This window comes from Pseudomonas sp. SORGH_AS_0199, from assembly GCF_031453735.1.
Lineage (GTDB): Bacteria > Pseudomonadota > Gammaproteobacteria > Pseudomonadales > Pseudomonadaceae > Chryseomonas > Chryseomonas aestiva.
Window position 1 is genome coordinate 4598982 of the sequence record NZ_JAVJAE010000001.1, and the last position, 17541, is coordinate 4616522.

Genomic DNA, 17541 nt, shown 5'->3' on the forward strand with positions numbered 1-17541 from the left:
GCGGATTTTTAACGCCGCATGGCCGAGCGCAGGCACTTTTCAGACAAAGCTTAGTGGCCGCGCCAATTAAGGTCTTCTGAGTAGAGATCGTCTTCCAGCTCGTTGCCAGGAATGGCATGTTCTTCCGCCGCCCAGGCACCCAGGTCGATCAGTTTGCAGCGGTCAGAACAGAAGGGCCGATTGGCGCTCTTCTCGCTCCATTCCACGGGTGCGCCACAGGTGGGGCAGTCCACGGTGAGAGTGCTCATGCTTGGCCTCCGTCAAGGGTCAGATAAAAGGAATGCAGGCGCTCCACTTCGGTGTAGAGCGTGGCGAGATCGCCGTCGTTGCAGATGACGTCATCCGCCTTGGCCAGCCGCTCGGCCCGTGGCAGCTGCGCCGCCAGGATGGCCCGCACCTGAGCCTCGTCCACCCCGTCACGGCGCATGGCTCGCTCAAGCTGCAGCGCTTCCGGCGCGTCGATCACCAGCCCGCGCCGGACCAGCGCCCGCTGCCCGGATTCGAACAGCAGCGGCGACACCAGGATGGCATAGGGCGACGCTGCGCGGGCCAGGGCCGCCAGGATTTCCTGGCGAATGAGAGGATGCAGCAGGGCTTCCAGCCAGCGCCGCTCGGCCGGATCGGCAAAGATTGCCGCCCGCAGCGCCGCCCGATCCAGACTGCCATCCGGCCGCAAGACAGCCGACGAAAAATGCCCGGCGATCTCGGCCAGCGCCGGCCGTCCCGGCTCCACCACCCAGCGGGCGGCCTGATCGGCGTCGACACAGGTGATGCCCAACTGGGCGAAATGCTCGGCAGCGGCGCTCTTGCCACTGCCGATGCCCCCGGTCAGGCCGAGGGTCCAGGCAGAAGTCATCGGAATCCGGCGAAGTTCAGGTACAGGCCGGTTATTTGATCACCCCAGAGCAAGGCAATCCACCCCGCCACGGCCAGATAGGGACCAAAGGGCAAGGGCGTACTGGTTTCCGCCCGCCGCAGCCGCAGGGTGATGACGCCCAGGATGGCACCCACCAGCGATGACAGCAGGATGGTCAAGGGCAGGATCTGCCAGCCCCCCCAGGCACCGAGCAGCGCCAGCAACTTGAAGTCGCCATAGCCCATGCCTTCCTTGCCGGTCACCAGGCGGAACAGCTGGAACACCAGCCACAGACTCAGATAACCCGCCACTGCGCCCCAGACGGCATCACCGAGATTGGTGAACAGCCCGAACTGATTGGCGACCAGCCCCAGCCACAACAGCGGCAGAACGATGACATCCGGCAACAACTGGTGATCGGCATCGATCAGACTGGCCGCCAACAGCCCCCAGGTCAGCAGCAGAAAGGCCCCGCCCTGCCAGGTCACGCCCAGGTGCCAGATGACCCAGGCGGACAGCAGCCCACAAGCTAGCTCAACCAGTGGATAACGTAGGCTGATGGAAGCCTGACAACCCTTGCAACGACCGCGTAGGAGTAGATAACTCACCACCGGCACGTTTTCCCAAGGCCGCACTGCGCGCTGGCAATGGGGGCAACGGGAAGCAGGCCGCGCCAGGTTGAAAGGCGCCCCTTCCGGCTCGGTCGGCAGCTCCAGCACCTCACGCGCCTCCGCCTGCCAATCCCGCCTCAGCATCACCGGCAGCCGATAGACCACTACGTTAAGAAAGCTGCCTACCAGCAGCCCCAGGATTAGCGCGCACAGCGCAGCAGCCAGCGGCGCGCCGGCCAGGAACTCCAGAAGTACCATTAAACGACGTTGCCGAGTTGGAAGATGGGCAGATACATGGCAATGATCAGACCACCCACCAGGACCCCAAGGACCGCCATGATCATCGGCTCCATCAGGGTGGTCAGGTTGTCGACCATGTTGTCGACTTCATCTTCATAGAAGGTCGCGACCTTGGACAACATTTCGTCCAGCGAACCCGACTCCTCGCCAATGGCCGTCATCTGGATAGCCATGGAAGAGAAAACCCCAGTAGTACGCATGGAAAAGTTGAGCTGCATACCGGTGGAGACATCCCCCTTGATCTTCTCCACCGCATTGCGGAACACGACGTTGCCGGTTGCTCCAGCTACCGAGTCCAAGGCATCCACAAGCGGGACCCCCGCCGCGAAGGTGGTGGCCAGGGTCCGGGCATAACGGGCAATGGCAGACCTATAGAGAATTGAGCCAATGAGCGGGATCTTCAGCAGCCCCCGATCCGTAGCGTCACGAAATTTCTCCGACTTCTTGTAGAAGTGCCGCAGGACGAAAGCCAGCACAAAGATCCCGCCCAGTACCAGCAGCCACCACTCCTGCAAGACCTCGGAAATGGCGATGACCATAAGGGTAAAGGCCGGCAATTGAGCTCCGAAACCTTCGAACACCGACTGGAACTGAGGTACTACCTTGATCAGCAAAATGGCCGATACGATGACTGCGACCACGACCACCGCCGCCGGATAGGTCATGGCCTTCTTGATCTTCTTCTTCAGCGCCTCGGTCTTTTCCTTGTAGGTGGCTACCCGATCCAGCAGGGTTTCAAGGGCACCCGATTGCTCGCCGGCATCCACCAGGTTGCAATAGAGGTCGTCGAAATACTGCGGCTGTTTGCGCAAGGAGTTGGCCAGGCTATTACCCGCGGCGACATCCTGCTTGATGTCGTCGACCATCTTGCGCATGTTGGGATTGTCGAAGCCCTCGCCGATGATTTCGAAGGCCTGCAGCAGGGGTACACCTGCGCTCATCATGGTCGCCAGCTGTCGGGTGAACAGGGCGATATCCATGGGCTTGATCTTCTTGCCCTTGCCGAATAGCGACACCGACTTCTTGCGCACCCGGGTCGGATTGATCCCCTGCTTGCGCAATTGCGCCTTGATCAGCGCGGGATTCAGGCCCGTCATCTCGCCCTTCACCTTGGTCCCTTTCCGATCGGTCCCCTCCCAGGTGAAGCTGCCCAACTTGATAGTTTTATCGGCCATGGCCTCGACTCACAAAGACTCGGTCCGCCTTGGCGGACGCGTCAGAAGAATGCTCTATGCAGAGCCGGTTGCGGCTTTAAAGGCAAGCATCGCGCCAAACGCTGACGGCTTTAGCACTCTGTGGCAATCAAGACGCATGGACAGCAACTATCCGACGCACCGCTCTAGTCCCCTCTCCCGCTGGGAGGGGGCTACGGTGAGGGAAAGCCCCTAGTCTTTGGTCACCCTATTGATCTCCTCCAGACTGGTAATCCCCTGCATCGCCTTCACCAGTCCCGACCGCCGCAGATCATTGAAGCCCTCTTTGCGCATCCGCACCGCGATCTCGATGGAGTTGCCCTCCTCCATGATCATCTGTTGCAGCGCCGGAGTGACCTTCACCACCTCGTAAATACCTACCCGCCCGCGATAACCCGCATTGCAGTCCTCGCAGCCGATAGGCTGGTAAAGGGTGAAACTGCCAATCTCTTCCTCGCGGAAGCCCTCGGCCAATAGCGCCTCACGGGGTACCTCATGGACTCTCTTGCACTTGTTGCACAGCTTGCGCGCCAGGCGCTGGGCGATGATGAGGTTGACCGAGGTCGCCAGGTTGAAGGCGGGCACCCCCATGTTCCGCAGGCGCGTCAGGGTTTCCGCCGCGCTGTTGGTGTGCAGGGTCGACATCACCATGTGACCGGTCTGGGCCGCCTTGATGGCGATCTCTGCCGTTTCCAGATCCCGGATCTCACCCACCATGATAACGTCAGGATCCTGACGCAGAAAGGCCCGCAGCGCCTGGGAGAAGTCGAGCCCTTGACGCGGGTTGACGTTGACTTGGTTGATGCCTTCCAGGTTGATTTCCACCGGATCTTCCGCCGTGGAAATATTGATGTCTTCGGTATTGAGGATGTTGAGGCCTGTGTAGAGGGATACCGTCTTGCCGGAACCTGTAGGTCCAGTCACCAAGATCATCCCCTGCGGCTGCTTGAGCGCCTGCAAGTAGAGCTCCTTCTGCACATCCTCATAGCCCAGGGCATCGATTCCCATCTGGGCGCTGGAGGAATCCAGGATCCGCATCACGATCTTCTCGCCCCAGAGGGTGGGCAGAGTGTTGACCCGGAAGTCGATGGACTTGGTCTTGGACACCTTGAGCTTGACCCGGCCATCCTGGGGTTTACGGCGCTCAGAGATGTCCATGTTGGACATCACCTTGAGCCGCGCCGAGATCCGTGACACCAGTTGCACGGGCGGCCGCGCCGCCTCGTGCAGGACGCCGTCGGTACGAAAGCGCACCCTGTACATCTTTTCATAGGGCTCGAAGTGCAGGTCGGAGGAACCCTTCTTGATGGCATCCAGCAGCATCTTGTTGACGAACTTCACCACGGGCGCGTCGTCAGCATCGGTGCCCGCAACAGCTTCCTGGGGTCTTTCACCGCTCTCGGTTTCCAGATCGAGATCGATATCGCCTAGATCCAGCCCGCCAGTGCCGCCATCGAGATACTTTTCGATGGCCTGGTGCAGCTTGTCATCCTCGACTAGCACCACCTCGACGGCAAGCTTGCTGCCAAAGGACACATCATTAATGGCTTGCTGATTGGTCGGATCAGAAAGCGCGATGAAGAGTTTATTGCCCCTTTTGCTCAACGGCAGGAAGTGATGCTGTTGCATCAGCTTCTCGTTGACGATGTCCTTAGGCAACTGCTCTTTATCGATGGCGGCCAGATCCAGAAAGGGTACGCCAAATTCTTGAGCAGCCAATTCCGCCAGAGGCCGGCTCTGTACTAGCCGCTGCTGAACGAGATAGGTCACCAGCGGCACTTTGGCCTGCTTGGCCTTGACCACCGCCTGTTGCGCTGCTGCCTCCGCCAGCAGTTGAGCATCTACCAACTGCCGCGCCAGCCCTGACAGCATCACCGTCTCGTTCATCATCATTCCCACCTTTGGCTACAACAGGCGTTATAGCACCCCCCAGACCGTCCGCAAAATGGCGCCAGACAGCTGACATTTTTTGTCACGTGCTGCCCTTTTATTGACGCCCACCACATGAAAAGCGTGTTGTAGTCGCCACTTTTCTTTGGCACGGCCTGTGCTATACCTCAAACAGGCACGTTGGCCTGATCCAACCTCGGAGATTTGGAATGAAAGCTCAGAAAGGCTTTACCTTGATTGAATTGATGATCGTGGTAGCGATCATTGGCATTTTGGCGGCGGTGGCGCTGCCCGCGTATCAAAACTACACAACGCGTGCGCGTGTAGCAGAGGGTTTTGGCCTTGCAAGTGCCGCGAAAGTCAATGTTGCAGACGTTCTCTCCTCAGGAAATCCAAACGCTGATGCCGCTGGTTATAACTTAGGATATGTGCCTCCTCAACCGACCACCAATACTCAAAGTGTTGTTATTGCTCCTGCAACAGGCGTTATCACTATTACCACTACAGCTGCAGCAGGCGGTGGTACTCTTACGCTGACTCCTAATGCTCCTATCGGCACTGCACTTCCCAACGGCATTGCTGCTTTCACCCCGCCTGCACAAGCTATCGCATGGAGATGCCGTGCTGCAGGGTCTGCAGCAGGCGGTTTCATAGGCTCAGCAGCAGGCACCCTCGTAGCAAACTTTGCGCCTGCCGAATGCCGCTAAAAAACATTTAGCCTTAGCATATAGCCAGCAGATTTGCTGGCTATATAACCTCACTATGAATAAATTAGCTCAAAAAACAAAAGCTTCCCTGATACATCTATCTGCTGCCAGCATAACAGCCGCACTATGCTATATACTCATAAAAACATGGTACCCGACACCATACTTTGAGATCTTGCATGGTAAAGAGATCCTCACCCTTGCAATAGCAATAGATGTCACCCTCGGCCCATTAGTAACATTTATTCTATTCAATCCAGCGGGCTCTAAAAAAGAGCTGTTTTCTATCGTAGCAATTGCAACCATATTACAAGTAACGGCTCTTAGCTATGGTCTATTTAAAGCGGCTTATTCAAGACCGCTATTCCTAGCATTCGAAGGCAACAAATTTCGAATTGTCAGCTTACCCGACATCAATAATTCAGAGTTAAGTCTTGCGCCGGCGAACCTTCAAAATACTAGCCTGTCAGGGCCAAAGATAATATCGACAAAACTACTTGAAGCAGGAGACCCTGGACTCCTTGAAAGCATCCAGCTAGACATACAGGGCATTCATCCGGCCTACCGCCCGCAAAGATGGCAAAATTACGAAAAAGCAAAAAATCAAGTTCTTCAGCAAGCAAAAAAAATCGAGCCCGATAAAAATTTCGATATAAAAATAGAACTCTTGAAACCTAGCCACAAGAACATTGACGATGCTATATTAACACTTCCAATAGTCGCATATGAAAATCAAAGCAACTGGGCAGCCATAATAGATCCAATCTCCGCTGAAGTAATTGGATTTTTGAACTACAAATCCTTAAATAAAATAAAGTAGTCGCCAGATATATACGAAAGATACTACTATTACGGCATCCCCTTCCCCCCAAAAGCCCCCACCACAGTCCCCGTACTAAAACTAGCATCCTCCTCTGCCAACGCCACGTATAACCCCGCCAACTCAGCCGGCTGCCCTGCCCTTCCTAGCGGCGTATCCTGGCCGAACTCCTTCATCTGCCCTTCCAACTGCCCACCCGCCACCTGCAGCGGTGTCCATACCGGACCCGGCGCCACGGCGTTGACGCGGATGCCCTTCTTGGCCAGTTGCTTGGCCATGCCCTTGGTGAGATTGAGGATGGCGGCCTTGGTCGAGGCGTAGTCGATCAGCTCTTCGCCAGGATCATAGGAATTCACCGAGACGGTGTTGATGATGCTGGCGCCCGGCGGCAAGTGTGGGATGGCGGCCTTGCTGAAGCGGAAGACGTGATAGACGTTGGTCTTGAAGGTCCGGTCGAATTGCTCGTCGGTGATTTCGAGGATGTCCGCCTTGCTCTGCTGATAGGCTGCGTTGTTCACCAGCAGGTCCAGACCGCCAAGTTGCTGGATGGCCTTGTTCACGACATCTTCGCAGGCCTCCTGGGTACGGATGTCAGCCGGCAGGGTGATGGCCTTGCGACCGGCTTCGGTGATCAGCTTGACCACTTCTTGGGCGTCGGACTCTTCGGAAGGGTGATAGTTGATGGCCACGTCTGCCCCCTCGCGAGCGAAGGCGATGGCCACGGCGCGACCGATGCCGCTGTCGCCACCGGTGATGAGGGCCTTGCGCCCGGCCAGGCGACCCGAGCCGTGATAGCTGGTCTCGCCATGATCCGGACGTGGATCCATCTTGCTGGTCAACGCCGGCCATTCCTGGCGCTGCTCCTTGAAGGGCTCACGGGTGTACTTGGTGCGCGGGTCCTGCAGCGGCCTGGCGGGGCGAGTCGCGCTGGTGCCTTCCTGAGCAACGGCAGCACCGGAAGCAGCGGCAGCTAGCCCCACGGCGGAGCCAACGAGAACGTTACGACGCGTAAGGGAGTAATCGGTCATTGGAGCTCTCCGCATGGGCAGCTATCAATTGGAAGGATCAGAGGGTCGAAGCTGCGGCAAGGCTGGCTCCGCGAAGGATTAGGTATGACGACTCCGGCAAAGGTTTCCCGAATGGACTTCGCTCGTGACCGCTGACCTCTCCTCTCAACAATTGCGTAAGGCCGAGAGACATTAGCGAATCGCGAAATCTGGAGGAGGCAGCAGTGCGACACATCGCCACAGGCCTTCATGCACACTCAATGACCAGGCTTGCACAGCAGATAACCGAAGACTTATCATTGAAAGCTTCGTGCCGGTGTAGCTCAGTTGGTAGAGCGGCGCATTCGTAATGCGAAGGTCGTAGGTTCGACTCCTATCTCCGGCACCATCCTTCCGCTTCCTCCTCTCCTTGTCTTTTCAAAGCCTGCAAGGCCTTAGCCGCCTTGGGCCGCGCCTCTCTGCGTCCTTCCCCGACCTGAACCTTGCCTGCGGGCCAACTGCACACGCCCAATCAAACTGGCGACTCCCTGCTGCTCAGCTACTCTTACCCAGCGCATGACAGTGCCTTACACCGCCTGATTTCGGCTTTCTTGACGGCCGGCAAGACCTGAACGGCGGCTGACCAAAGGGTCGAATATCCAGCCCCTCTGTGGCACCATACCGCGCTGCGAAATCCCGCAATTTCTGCAATCCATCAGCCTGCCGCACGGATGCCTGTCCGTTGCGGAGCATGAGGCTGGCGACAGGCACGTTGAGAGAATAACCACGATGAGCCGCTCTACTGAGGTCGTGAGATGAAACTAACGAAGTATCTAAAACCAACCGGTTGGCTTCTGGCCGGTGCCGCCGCGCTGCTGCTCAGCGGGTGCGACGCCGTGCTGCTGGATCCGAAAGGCTCCATCGGCGTGCAAGAACGCAACCTCATCTACACAGCGTTCGGCCTCATGCTGATCGTGGTGATCCCGGTCATCGTGATGACCTTCCTGTTTGCCTGGAAGTACCGCGCGACCAACAAAGACGCCAAGTACACCCCGAACTGGGCTCACTCCTACAAGATCGAAGCCGTGGTCTGGCTGGTCCCCCTGGCGATCGTGGTGTTCCTGAGCATCCTGTCCTGGAAGACCTCCCACGAACTGGATCCCTTCAAGCCCCTCGACCATCCCGAGCAGCCGCTGGTAATCGAAGCGGTCTCGATGGACTGGAAATGGCTGTTCATCTACCCGGAGCAGGGCATCGCTTCGGTGAATGAAATCGCCATCCCGGTCAATCGTCCGGTGCAGTTCAAGATCACCTCCGAGTCGGTCATGAACACCCTGTCCATCCCGGCCCTGGGCGGCATGATCTATGCCATGTCCGGCATGCAGAGCCAGTTGCACCTGATCGCCGATCACCCCGGCGAGTTCGAGGGTCGCTCGGCCAACTACAGCGGCGCCGGCTTCTCCGACATGATCTTTACCGTGCACGCGGTACCCACCGCTGGCGATTTCGACGCCTGGGTGAACAAGGTCAAGCAGTCGGGTGGCAAGACCCTGGATCAGGCGAGCTACACCGAGCTGGCCAAGCCCAGCGAGAAGCAGCCGATCGCCTACTACTCGACGGTCGAGCCGGATCTGTTCAGAACGGTCATCAAGAAGTTCATGAAGTCCGACTTCAGCAAGCAGACCGATCACGTGATGGACATGAGCCAGCACGGTGGTCAACACGGTACCGAGGAATAAGTTATGTTCGGTAAATTAACTCTGGCGGATATTCCGTATCACGAGCCGATCATTCTCGTGACGTTCGTTGTGGTCGCCCTGGGCGGCCTTGGACTCATCGGGGCGCTCAGCTACTTCGGCAAGTGGGGCTATCTCTGGAAAGAGTGGCTGACCACCGTCGACCACAAGAAGATCGGCGTGATGTACTTCATCGTCGCGCTGGTCATGCTGCTCCGTGGCTTCTCCGACGCCATCCTGATGCGTAGCCAGCAGGCCATCGCCTCTGGCGGCGCCGAGGGCTACCTGCCACCGCACCACTACGACCAGATCTTCACCGCCCACGGCGTGATCATGATCTTCTTCGTGGCGATGCCGTTCGTGGCCGGCCTGATGAACGTGGTGACACCGCTGCAGATCGGTGCCCGCGACGTGGCCTTCCCCTTCCTGAACTCGCTGAGCTTCTGGCTGTTCGTGGCCGGCGCCGTGCTGATCATGATGTCGCTGTTCGTGGGCGAATTCGCCGCGACCGGCTGGGTGGCCTATCCGCCGCTGTCAGGCATTAAGTACAGTCCAGGCGTAGGGATGGACTACTACATCTGGGCCCTTCAGCTTTCCGGTATCGGGACGACCCTGACCGGCGTCAACTTCTTCGTGACCGTGCTGAAGATGCGTACCAAGGGCATGACCCTGATGCGCATGCCGATCTTCACCTGGACCTCGTGGTGTACTGCCATTCTGATCATGGCGGCCTTCCCGATCCTGACCGTGACCCTGGCACTGCTGACCCTGGACCGTTACCTGGGCTTCCACTTCTTCACCGCGGAAGCCGGTGGCAACCAGATGATGTACACCAACCTGATCTGGGCCTGGGGCCACCCCGAGGTATACATCCTGATCCTGCCGGCCTTCGGCGTGTTCTCGGAAGTGACCTCCACCTTCAGCAAGAAGCGTCTGTTCGGCTATGTATCGATGGTCTGGGCGACGGTAGCCATTACCGTGCTGTCCTTCATCGTCTGGCTGCACCACTTCTTCACCATGGGTTCGGGCGGTAACGTCAACGCCTTCTTCGGCATCGCGACCATGATCATTGCGATCCCGACGGGGGTGAAGATCTTCACCTGGCTGTTCACCATGTACCAGGGTCGTATCCAGTTCACCTCGCCGATGCTCTGGACCCTGGGCTTCATCGTGACCTTCAGCATCGGCGGCATGACCGGCGTACTGCTGGCGGTACCGGGTGCGGACTTCGTGCTGCACAACAGCCTGTTCCTGATCGCCCACTTCCACAACGTGATCATCGGCGGCGCCGTGTTCGGCTACTTCGCCGGCATGATCTACTGGTTCCCGAAGGTGTTCGGCTTCAAGCTGAACGAGAAGCTGAACAAGCAGGCCTTCTGGTGCTGGCTGATCGGTTTCTATGTCGCCTTCATGCCGCTGTACATGCTGGGCTTCATGGGCATGACCCGTCGTCTGAACCACTACGACAACCCTGACTGGCACCCCTTCCTGGTGACCGCCGCCATTGGCGCCGGCATCATCGCCCTGGGCATCCTCAGCCAGCTGTGGATGTTCTACGTCAGTATCCGCGACCGCAATCTGCCGGAAAACGTGGACGTGACGGGCGATCCGTGGGATGGCCGTACCCTGGAATGGTCGACCTCGTCGCCGCCGCCCTTCTACAACTTCGCTGAAGTGCCGGAAGTGCACGACATCGACGCCTACTGGGGCATGAAGGAAAAAGGCATCACCGAGAAGAAGGATGCGGACTACAAGAAGATCCACATGCCGCGCAACACCGCTGCCGGCATCGTGATCAGCTTCTTCGCCCTGATCCTCGGCTTCGCCCTGATCTGGCACATCTGGTGGCTGGCCATCGCCAGCTTCGTGGGTTGCATCGTCAGTGCGGTCGTCCGCAGCTACGACGACGATGTCGACTACTACGTACCGGCGGAAGAAGTGGCGCGAATCGAAACCGCGCGCATTCAGTCCCTGGCGAAATTCAAGCAGGCCTAATCCAATGGCGAATCAAGTTATGCATAACGAAGTCGCCCATGCCGAGGAGCATGGGCACCACGACGCCGGATCGATGAAGACGTTCGGCTTCTGGTCCTACCTGATGACCGACTGCATTCTGTTCGGGACGCTGTTTGCGACCTATGCAGTCCTGAGCGGTGCCCATGCCGATGGCCCCTCCCAGAAGGACATCTTCGAACTGTCGTTCGTCCTGGTCGAAACCTTCCTGCTGCTGTTCTCCAGTATCACCTATGGCTTCGCCATGATTGCTCAGCACCATGGCAGCAAGGGTGGCGTTCTGGGCTGGCTGGCGGTCACCTGGCTGTTTGGTGCCGGCTTCATCGGCATGGAAGTCTATGAGTTCCATCACCTGATCGAAGAGGGCTACGGTCCGGATCGCAGTGCCTTCCTGTCGTCGTTCTTCGCGCTGGTCGGTACCCACGGTCTGCACGTGAGCTCGGGTCTGATCTGGATGATCGTGCTGATGCTGCAGGTCGCTTCCAAGGGCCTGACCACCACCAACGTGACCCGCCTGTCGTGCCTGAGCCTGTTCTGGCACTTCCTGGACATCATCTGGATCTTCGTCTTCACCATCGTCTATCTGATGGGGGTTCTGTAATGGCGCACGATCATAACGCCCACGGGCATACCGCCGAGAGCCATGGCACTTTCAAGAGCTACATGGTCGGCTTCATCCTGTCGGTCATCCTGACGGTCATTCCCTTCGGCCTGGTGATGTTCCCCACCTTCTCCAAGGGCGCGACCCTGGCGATCGTGGTGATCATGGCGGTGGTACAGCTGCTGGTGCACCTGTACTTCTTCCTGCACCTGAACACCTCCGAAGAGCAGCGTTGGAACGTGATCTCCTTTGGTTTCACCGTGGTCATCGTCGGTATCGTGGTCGTGGGATCCCTGTGGATCATGTACCACATGCACAACAACATGATGATCCACTGAACCGGGCCGACGTGATGATCAAGAAGTACCTTCTCGTGACGAAGCCGGGCATCATCTTCGGCAACCTGATCTCGGTTGCCGGCGGGTTCTTCCTGGCGTCCAAAGGGAGCATCGACCCGCTGTTGCTGCTGGCGACGGCGATCGGGGTGTCGTTGGTCATTGCTTCCGGCTGCGTGTTCAACAACGTGATCGATAGGGACATCGATCAGAAGATGGAAAGAACCTGCAATCGCGCCCTGGTCCAGGGCACGATCTCCTCGAAGGTGGCGCTGGCCTATGCCACCCTCCTCGGCCTGGCCGGGGTGGGGCTGCTGTACGGGGCGACCAATCTGGTCGCCACCGCCTTCGCGGTGATGGGTTTCGTGGTGTATGTAGGGCTCTACAGCCTCTGGCTGAAGCGCACCTCGGTATACGGCACCCTGGTCGGCAGCCTGTCCGGTGCCGCACCGCCGGTGATCGGCTACTGCGCCGCCAGCGGCCAGTTCGACAGTGGCGCTGCGGTACTGCTGCTGATCTTCTGCCTCTGGCAGATGCCGCACTCCTATGCCATCGCCATCTTCCGTCTCAAGGACTACACCGCGGCCTCGATTCCGGTACTGCCGGTAGCCAAGGGTATCGCGGTGACCAAGCGTCACATCGTCTGGTACACCGTGGCCTTCATGGCCGCCACCCTGCTGCTGACCGTGCTCGGCTATGCCGGCTACGTCTATCTGGCAGTGGCCGCCGTTATCGGCGCCTGGTGGCTGCGCCTGGCCTTCATGGGCTATCAGGCCGAGAACGACGTGCAATGGGCACGCAAGCTGTTCGGGTTCTCCATCATCGCCATCACCGCCCTGAGCGTCATGATGTCGGTGGACTTCCAGATCCCGGGTGACGTGCTGGTAACCTACGCGCGCTGAGACGCCCCGCTCCATGAAAAAGCCCGGCCTGGTGCCGGGCTTTTTCATGCCTGGGTGAAAGCACCTCCACTAGTCCTGGTTGGTGATGACGCGCCAGGTCTGACGGCGGCTGGGTTGGGGCGGTATAAACAAAGACTTATCACCACACTCAGTACCGACGCAGGAAGATCCATATGTGGAAAGGTCTGCGTAGGTCCCACCTATACTGCTACCTTCGTTTCTGTAGAGAAACGGCACGATACCCCCTAGCAAACCATCCAGCTGAATACGTCCATAAACCGTATCTGAACCCAGATCAAACAGACCGCTATTGTTGCCACCCGTGTAGGGGTTTAAGGCATAGAGATAAGTAGTGACCCCGCTGGTACAGATGTCAGTACTGGGTATCAGTGAACTCATCAACAGCGTGCCTCTGAACAGCTGAGGCTCGTTGACCACCAGCTCGCCATTCAGCGGCAGATTGAGGTACCAACCCTGCTTGCCATTAACAGCGGTGATGGAGTCATAGCTCACCGAAGTCATCGAGACTGTATTCGCCGTGCTGCTGACGCTGGATCCGGCAGAGCTGGTGTAACTGATGCGCTGCTCGTTGCCCAGGGTCTGTTGCTGCAGATTGGCAGTGGTCAGCGCTGGGGTACTGCCAGCTGCCGAGCCGTCGGTCTGGCGATCCCAGATGCCATAGAGGGTCATGGCCTTGCCGGGATTGGCGATGGCATCGTTGGCTTCGAGGTACTTGCCGGTGCCAAAGATCACCAGATGCCCTGTTCCACTGGGATGGGCGATCACCAAAGGACTTGCGGTGATTGGCTGTGCCAAATTGGTGAGACCGCGTGCGACACTGCTAGCCTCGGCGGTGTACAGCGGGCGATTGCCGAAGGCCACCCGCAATTCATTTGGCAAGGCAGAAGTGGTTAGCGAGCTACCGATCAAGTCGAAGCGCCAGAGATTGCCCCGCAGATCACCTGCGTACGCATAGTCGCCGACTAAGTCGCCATCGACATCGGCGACGAAGGGCGAACTCAGACCGTTGGGAGTGGCCTGGCCGTCACTGACAGGCAAGGCCTTCACCAGGCTGCCATTAGCCACGTTCATCACGTACAGCACCGCGTTGTCTTGATCACTGTTGTAGCCGTTACTGACTACCACGCCCCAGCTTCCCGTGTGCAGCCGAGTAATCACGGGCTGACCATAGGTGAAGCCCAGGTTCTTGTAGTCGGCATCCGCAGCTGATTTTTCCCAGAGCAATTTCGGCGCGTCGGGATTGGTGATGTCCAGGGCGAAGATACCCCGCCCCCCTCCACGCAGCGTGCCGATCAACACAGTATGCCAGGCGCTGTCGAAATAGACGTCCCCCACCACCGGCGTGTTGTCAACGTAGGACTGATGGCCACCACCGTTGTAACTGCGCTCAGTCAGCCGCGGGAGATTGGCCATGACGGCGCTGGGGACGAAGGCAAAGACTTCCTGCCCCTGGTCATCGAAAGCATGCAGCATGCCGTCGTTGGCCCCTACATAGATGCGTCGTGCCCGGGACGCATTGGAAGCGCGGAAGGTCGCGTAGGTATTGTTGCCTACCATCGCGTTCATCAGGGCGATGGGACTGTTGGGAGCGGCCACCACCACCGGTGAGGAATTCACGATGTCACCGAGGATCTGGCTACGCGGGCGCAAGGACGGCTTGGCTCCGGGCGTTTCCAGGCTGCGATCCCCGCGCAGATAATCCACCCGGCGACTGCCGTAGGTGTCAGTGGCGCCGCTCGAGGTCCTATTAAGCACGAGTTGTTGATCGGCAGTCAGATTCTCCCAGGTAAAATCGGCCCGGACGCCGCCCTTGGCCATGTAGATCTTGCGGGTCGCAAAGGCGGTGTTGCCAGGGGGGAAACGGGTATTTAGCTGCTGAGCGGCGCTCCATATCCGAGTCCGGGTGGCGGCGGTGCGCTGGTACTTGATGACGTCCCCGCTCCAGTCGGTACTGGAAAAGGATGGGACATAGGAAAAAAGCGCAGTGGTGTTTCCTACTCGGGTAGGAGAAACGGTCTGGCTAGCCCCGACGCTGGTGGACTGGGTAATGCGCGTGACGACCTTGCCAAGGGAAGTGATCAGGTCGCTGGCGTTCTCGGCGCTAAAGAACTCACCCCGCGAGTTGATCGCGGCGTGCCAGAGATCATAGACGTTGTTCTGATTGACCGAGTTGTCCGCCCCGGCCACTGGCCAGGCCGTGGTGCCTGCTGTCAATCCTGCATAGCCACCAGAGAAGGTATCGCCACCCCAGGCCGGATTGACCAGGGCACTGCTCAGCCCGATGCCGACGTAGAAGCCGGTGAGATGCTGCCAGGTCGCCGGATCGTTACGCGGATTCCAGTAAGGGGGCAGCGTTCGGGCGCCCTGGATCTCGCCGGTGCTGACCGTATTGTAGGGAGACACCTTGTTGTCCAGGTTGGGCTGGGCATCGGTACGCCAGTAGAGAAAGGCCAGATCTGCAAGAGTGCTGGGTGTACCGTCCTGGAACGGCGCCTGGAGGGAGTACTGCTGGCCGTCCGGGAGGGTTGCGGCGGTACCGTCGACGTTGCCGGAATTCAGCGCAGAGTTCCAGATACCATCGGTCACCACCAGACTGTAGCTGGCACGACATCCATAGACTGGTGCTTCGCTACTACCTGGCTGAGAGGCATAGGGACTTTCACTGCCCGTGGTCTTAAGTAGTTCGCCGACCCGGGCAACCGCCTGGAGCAGGGGCGTGCTCTGGTTGTAGTAGACATCGCCCAGCCAGGTGAAGAAAGCCGCCCGGTGCGCGCCAGTGAAGGGCCGCAGGCGATTGTCGTAGGCCGCTGGACTCGAGTTGCCTATGCCGCGACAGTTGGCATTGGCCGTCACCAGGATGCAGCTGTCGTTGGTACCCAGCGCCTGCCAACCGAGCCGAATATTTTCCGAAGCATCTGCCAAGGCCAGATTGGTCGCCGTTTGGGCAGCCAAGGCACGGCTGCGATAGAAGGAATACCAGTTGGCGAAGTTCTGTCGCTCGTCCGTGCCATTGGGACCGGATGCGGGGCTGACCAGTACCCGCCGGTAGCAGCCATCGGACTGCAGGGCGGCGGGAAGACAGGTACTAAGCGTCGTATCGTAGAGATAGTAATAGGCCTGTGCGCCGGTAATGGCAGCAGAGACATTGGTGTTGGCCGTGACCGTATAGTTGACTGAAGAAATTACCCCGAGCAGCCCATAGTTCACGTTGCGAGTACAGGTAACGTTGCTGTAGGTAACAGCCGGCGTATTGGCGATGCTCGCGCTACAACTACCATTAAGCGCCGCCCCGGTCAGCAAGCGCTGCAGCAAAGAAGCATCGCTGATACTGACCTGGGCACCATTGACGCTCTCGGTAAAGCCAGCCCCCAGCAGAATGTTGAGCAGCGTGAGGGTGCCATAGGTCGAACTGGTGCCACGGTAGGTGCCGCTACTGAAAAAATCCTGGGAAGGATTTTCGGCCAACATGCTCGGACTATTGTTCTGCAACCCTGGATTGCCGTATGCGTTGCCCCGGGCCACATTGGGATCGGTGGTGATCAGATTAGGGTTGTAACTCCAACTTACCCGGTAATCGGTGGCCAGATTGACGCTGCCCAAGCCGGGGCGATAGCCATTAACGTAGGCACTAGTGAAGCTGGTAGTAAGGCGCGTACGGGTCAAGCCACTCGTATCGCTGTAGCTCACGGTATAGGGCGCGGGATAAGTGATTGCCGGGTTGTAGTAGAGGCTGTTAAAGGCTGCAGACTTGGCACGCCGCGTCGGGCGGATGGCATCGGTATTGGACGCATCCGGCACCACCGCCATCTGCATGCTGGTGGAGTTATCCAGGGTCACGAACAGATTGGGGCCCACGCTGTTGGTAAGGAACAGGGGCTGCTGACTGAGATTCAAAGCCGTGGCCTGGACGCGGTCTACACCCACCACAGCCATCAGAGCGACGACCCCCAGTACGACTCGACTCATGGCACCTCCAGCAAGACGACGCTTTGCAGTATCACCGGGAAGCGCCTGCCCCTGTCTTGAGCCACGGCCGTCACCCGAAACAGATTGGTGACTGGCGCCGAGACATCGACCGAGCTGCTGCCGATGGCCGTCACTACCCAACGGGGTGTCTGGGCGAAGGAAGCGCTGCCATCTGAGCCGCGATAGGCGACCGTACGAGCCGTAGGCGCCAGGGGATCATCCTGATTCGACTGCAGCGCCGCGACAGCCCAGGTCTGGGTCAGGGCGCTATTATTGAGATCGCTGGCCTTGGTCAAGATGCAGAGGTCACCGCTAGGAGTTTCGGCGAACGCCTCGTTCAAGGTAGGCACGCTATCCAGGCAGCTAGCGAAACCTGCGCTGAAGGCGGTAAAGGCTGGCTCCTGGCTGAGGGCCATCAACCGCCGCTCCCCCTCGCGCAGGGCGGCCTCCGCGGCATTGAAGGCCTGGGTGTTTTCCAGGGCGGCGCCGCCGCTGCGGGCCTGCAGCAAGGTCTGACGCATGCTGGAGGCGGCCAGCAGCGACAGCAGTAATAACATTACCAGGGCGATCAGCAAGGTCGCACCGCGCTGACTGACACTGACGG

The 17541-nt window shown here is 58.8% G+C and carries 15 protein-coding genes and 1 tRNA gene; 8 read left to right on the top strand and 8 right to left on the bottom strand.

Going from position 1 to position 17541, the window contains the following annotated elements:
• Positions 1 to 50: 50 nt before the first annotated feature.
• The 5 genes from yacG to pilB form a co-directional block, all read right to left on the bottom strand.
• A complete protein-coding gene (gene yacG / locus QE444_RS21525; protein ID WP_280311508.1) occupies positions 51 to 248 on the bottom strand; it encodes a DNA gyrase inhibitor YacG in 198 nt (65 codons plus the stop codon).
• Positions 245 to 856 (bottom strand): dephospho-CoA kinase, encoded by a 612-nt coding sequence (coaE, locus tag QE444_RS21530; RefSeq protein ID WP_280311509.1) that lies wholly within the window; start codon positions 854 to 856, stop codon positions 245 to 247. The genes yacG and coaE overlap by 4 nt, the downstream gene beginning before the upstream one ends.
• Complete coding sequence (locus QE444_RS21535; protein WP_280311510.1) at positions 853 to 1725, bottom strand: A24 family peptidase; 873 nt, start codon at positions 1723 to 1725, stop codon at positions 853 to 855. The genes coaE and QE444_RS21535 overlap by 4 nt, the downstream gene beginning before the upstream one ends.
• Complete coding sequence (locus tag QE444_RS21540; RefSeq protein WP_280311511.1) at positions 1725 to 2942, bottom strand: type II secretion system F family protein; 1218 nt, start codon at positions 2940 to 2942, stop codon at positions 1725 to 1727. The genes QE444_RS21535 and QE444_RS21540 overlap by 1 nt, the downstream gene beginning before the upstream one ends.
• Before the next feature lie 210 nt (positions 2943 to 3152).
• On the bottom strand, positions 3153 to 4847 hold the full coding sequence (gene pilB, locus QE444_RS21545; RefSeq protein WP_280311514.1) for a type IV-A pilus assembly ATPase PilB: 1695 nt from the start codon (positions 4845 to 4847) through the stop codon (positions 3153 to 3155).
• Between the two features lie 212 nt (positions 4848 to 5059).
• Here pilB and QE444_RS21550 point away from each other — a divergent pair, with 212 nt between their 5' ends.
• Positions 5060 to 5557, top strand: coding sequence for a pilin (locus QE444_RS21550; RefSeq protein ID WP_280311512.1), 498 nt, complete (start codon positions 5060 to 5062; stop codon positions 5555 to 5557).
• A complete protein-coding gene (locus QE444_RS21555) occupies positions 5535 to 6377 on the top strand; it encodes a hypothetical protein (protein ID WP_280311513.1) in 843 nt (280 codons plus the stop codon). The genes QE444_RS21550 and QE444_RS21555 overlap by 23 nt, the downstream gene beginning before the upstream one ends.
• A gap of 29 nt (positions 6378 to 6406) precedes the next feature.
• Here QE444_RS21555 and QE444_RS21560 read toward each other — a convergent pair whose 3' ends face one another.
• Entirely contained in the window at positions 6407 to 7405 is a 999-nt protein-coding gene (locus QE444_RS21560; RefSeq protein WP_309741631.1) for an SDR family oxidoreductase, read from the bottom strand.
• A gap of 291 nt (positions 7406 to 7696) precedes the next feature.
• On the opposite strand from QE444_RS21560, the gene QE444_RS21565 reads away from it, so the two are divergent.
• The 6 genes from QE444_RS21565 (at position 7697) to cyoE (ending at position 12950) form a co-directional block, all read left to right on the top strand.
• Positions 7697 to 7772, top strand: a tRNA-Thr gene (locus QE444_RS21565).
• Between the two features lie 406 nt (positions 7773 to 8178).
• The gene (gene cyoA / locus QE444_RS21570) at positions 8179 to 9102 is read left to right on the top strand and encodes a ubiquinol oxidase subunit II (protein WP_280311516.1); all 924 of its coding nucleotides are present in this window, start codon (positions 8179 to 8181) and stop codon (positions 9100 to 9102) included.
• A gap of 3 nt (positions 9103 to 9105) precedes the next feature.
• A complete protein-coding gene (cyoB, locus tag QE444_RS21575) occupies positions 9106 to 11094 on the top strand; it encodes a cytochrome o ubiquinol oxidase subunit I (protein WP_158896248.1) in 1989 nt (662 codons plus the stop codon).
• Positions 11095 to 11098: 4 nt separating this feature from the next.
• Positions 11099 to 11713, top strand: coding sequence for a cytochrome o ubiquinol oxidase subunit III (locus QE444_RS21580; protein WP_133861288.1), 615 nt, complete (start codon positions 11099 to 11101; stop codon positions 11711 to 11713).
• Complete coding sequence (cyoD, locus tag QE444_RS21585; RefSeq protein WP_133861289.1) at positions 11713 to 12051, top strand: cytochrome o ubiquinol oxidase subunit IV; 339 nt, start codon at positions 11713 to 11715, stop codon at positions 12049 to 12051. Before QE444_RS21580 ends, cyoD begins: the two co-directional genes overlap by 1 nt.
• Positions 12052 to 12065: 14 nt before the next feature.
• The gene (cyoE, locus tag QE444_RS21590) at positions 12066 to 12950 is read left to right on the top strand and encodes a heme o synthase (protein ID WP_133861290.1); all 885 of its coding nucleotides are present in this window, start codon (positions 12066 to 12068) and stop codon (positions 12948 to 12950) included.
• A gap of 69 nt (positions 12951 to 13019) precedes the next feature.
• On the opposite strand, the gene QE444_RS21595 is transcribed toward cyoE, so the two are convergent.
• On the bottom strand, positions 13020 to 16937 hold the full coding sequence (locus tag QE444_RS21595) for a PilC/PilY family type IV pilus protein (protein WP_309741638.1): 3918 nt from the start codon (positions 16935 to 16937) through the stop codon (positions 13020 to 13022).
• Complete coding sequence (locus tag QE444_RS21600; protein ID WP_285386470.1) at positions 16934 to 17512, bottom strand: PilX N-terminal domain-containing pilus assembly protein; 579 nt, start codon at positions 17510 to 17512, stop codon at positions 16934 to 16936. The genes QE444_RS21595 and QE444_RS21600 overlap by 4 nt, the downstream gene beginning before the upstream one ends.
• Positions 17513 to 17541 lie beyond the last annotated feature (29 nt).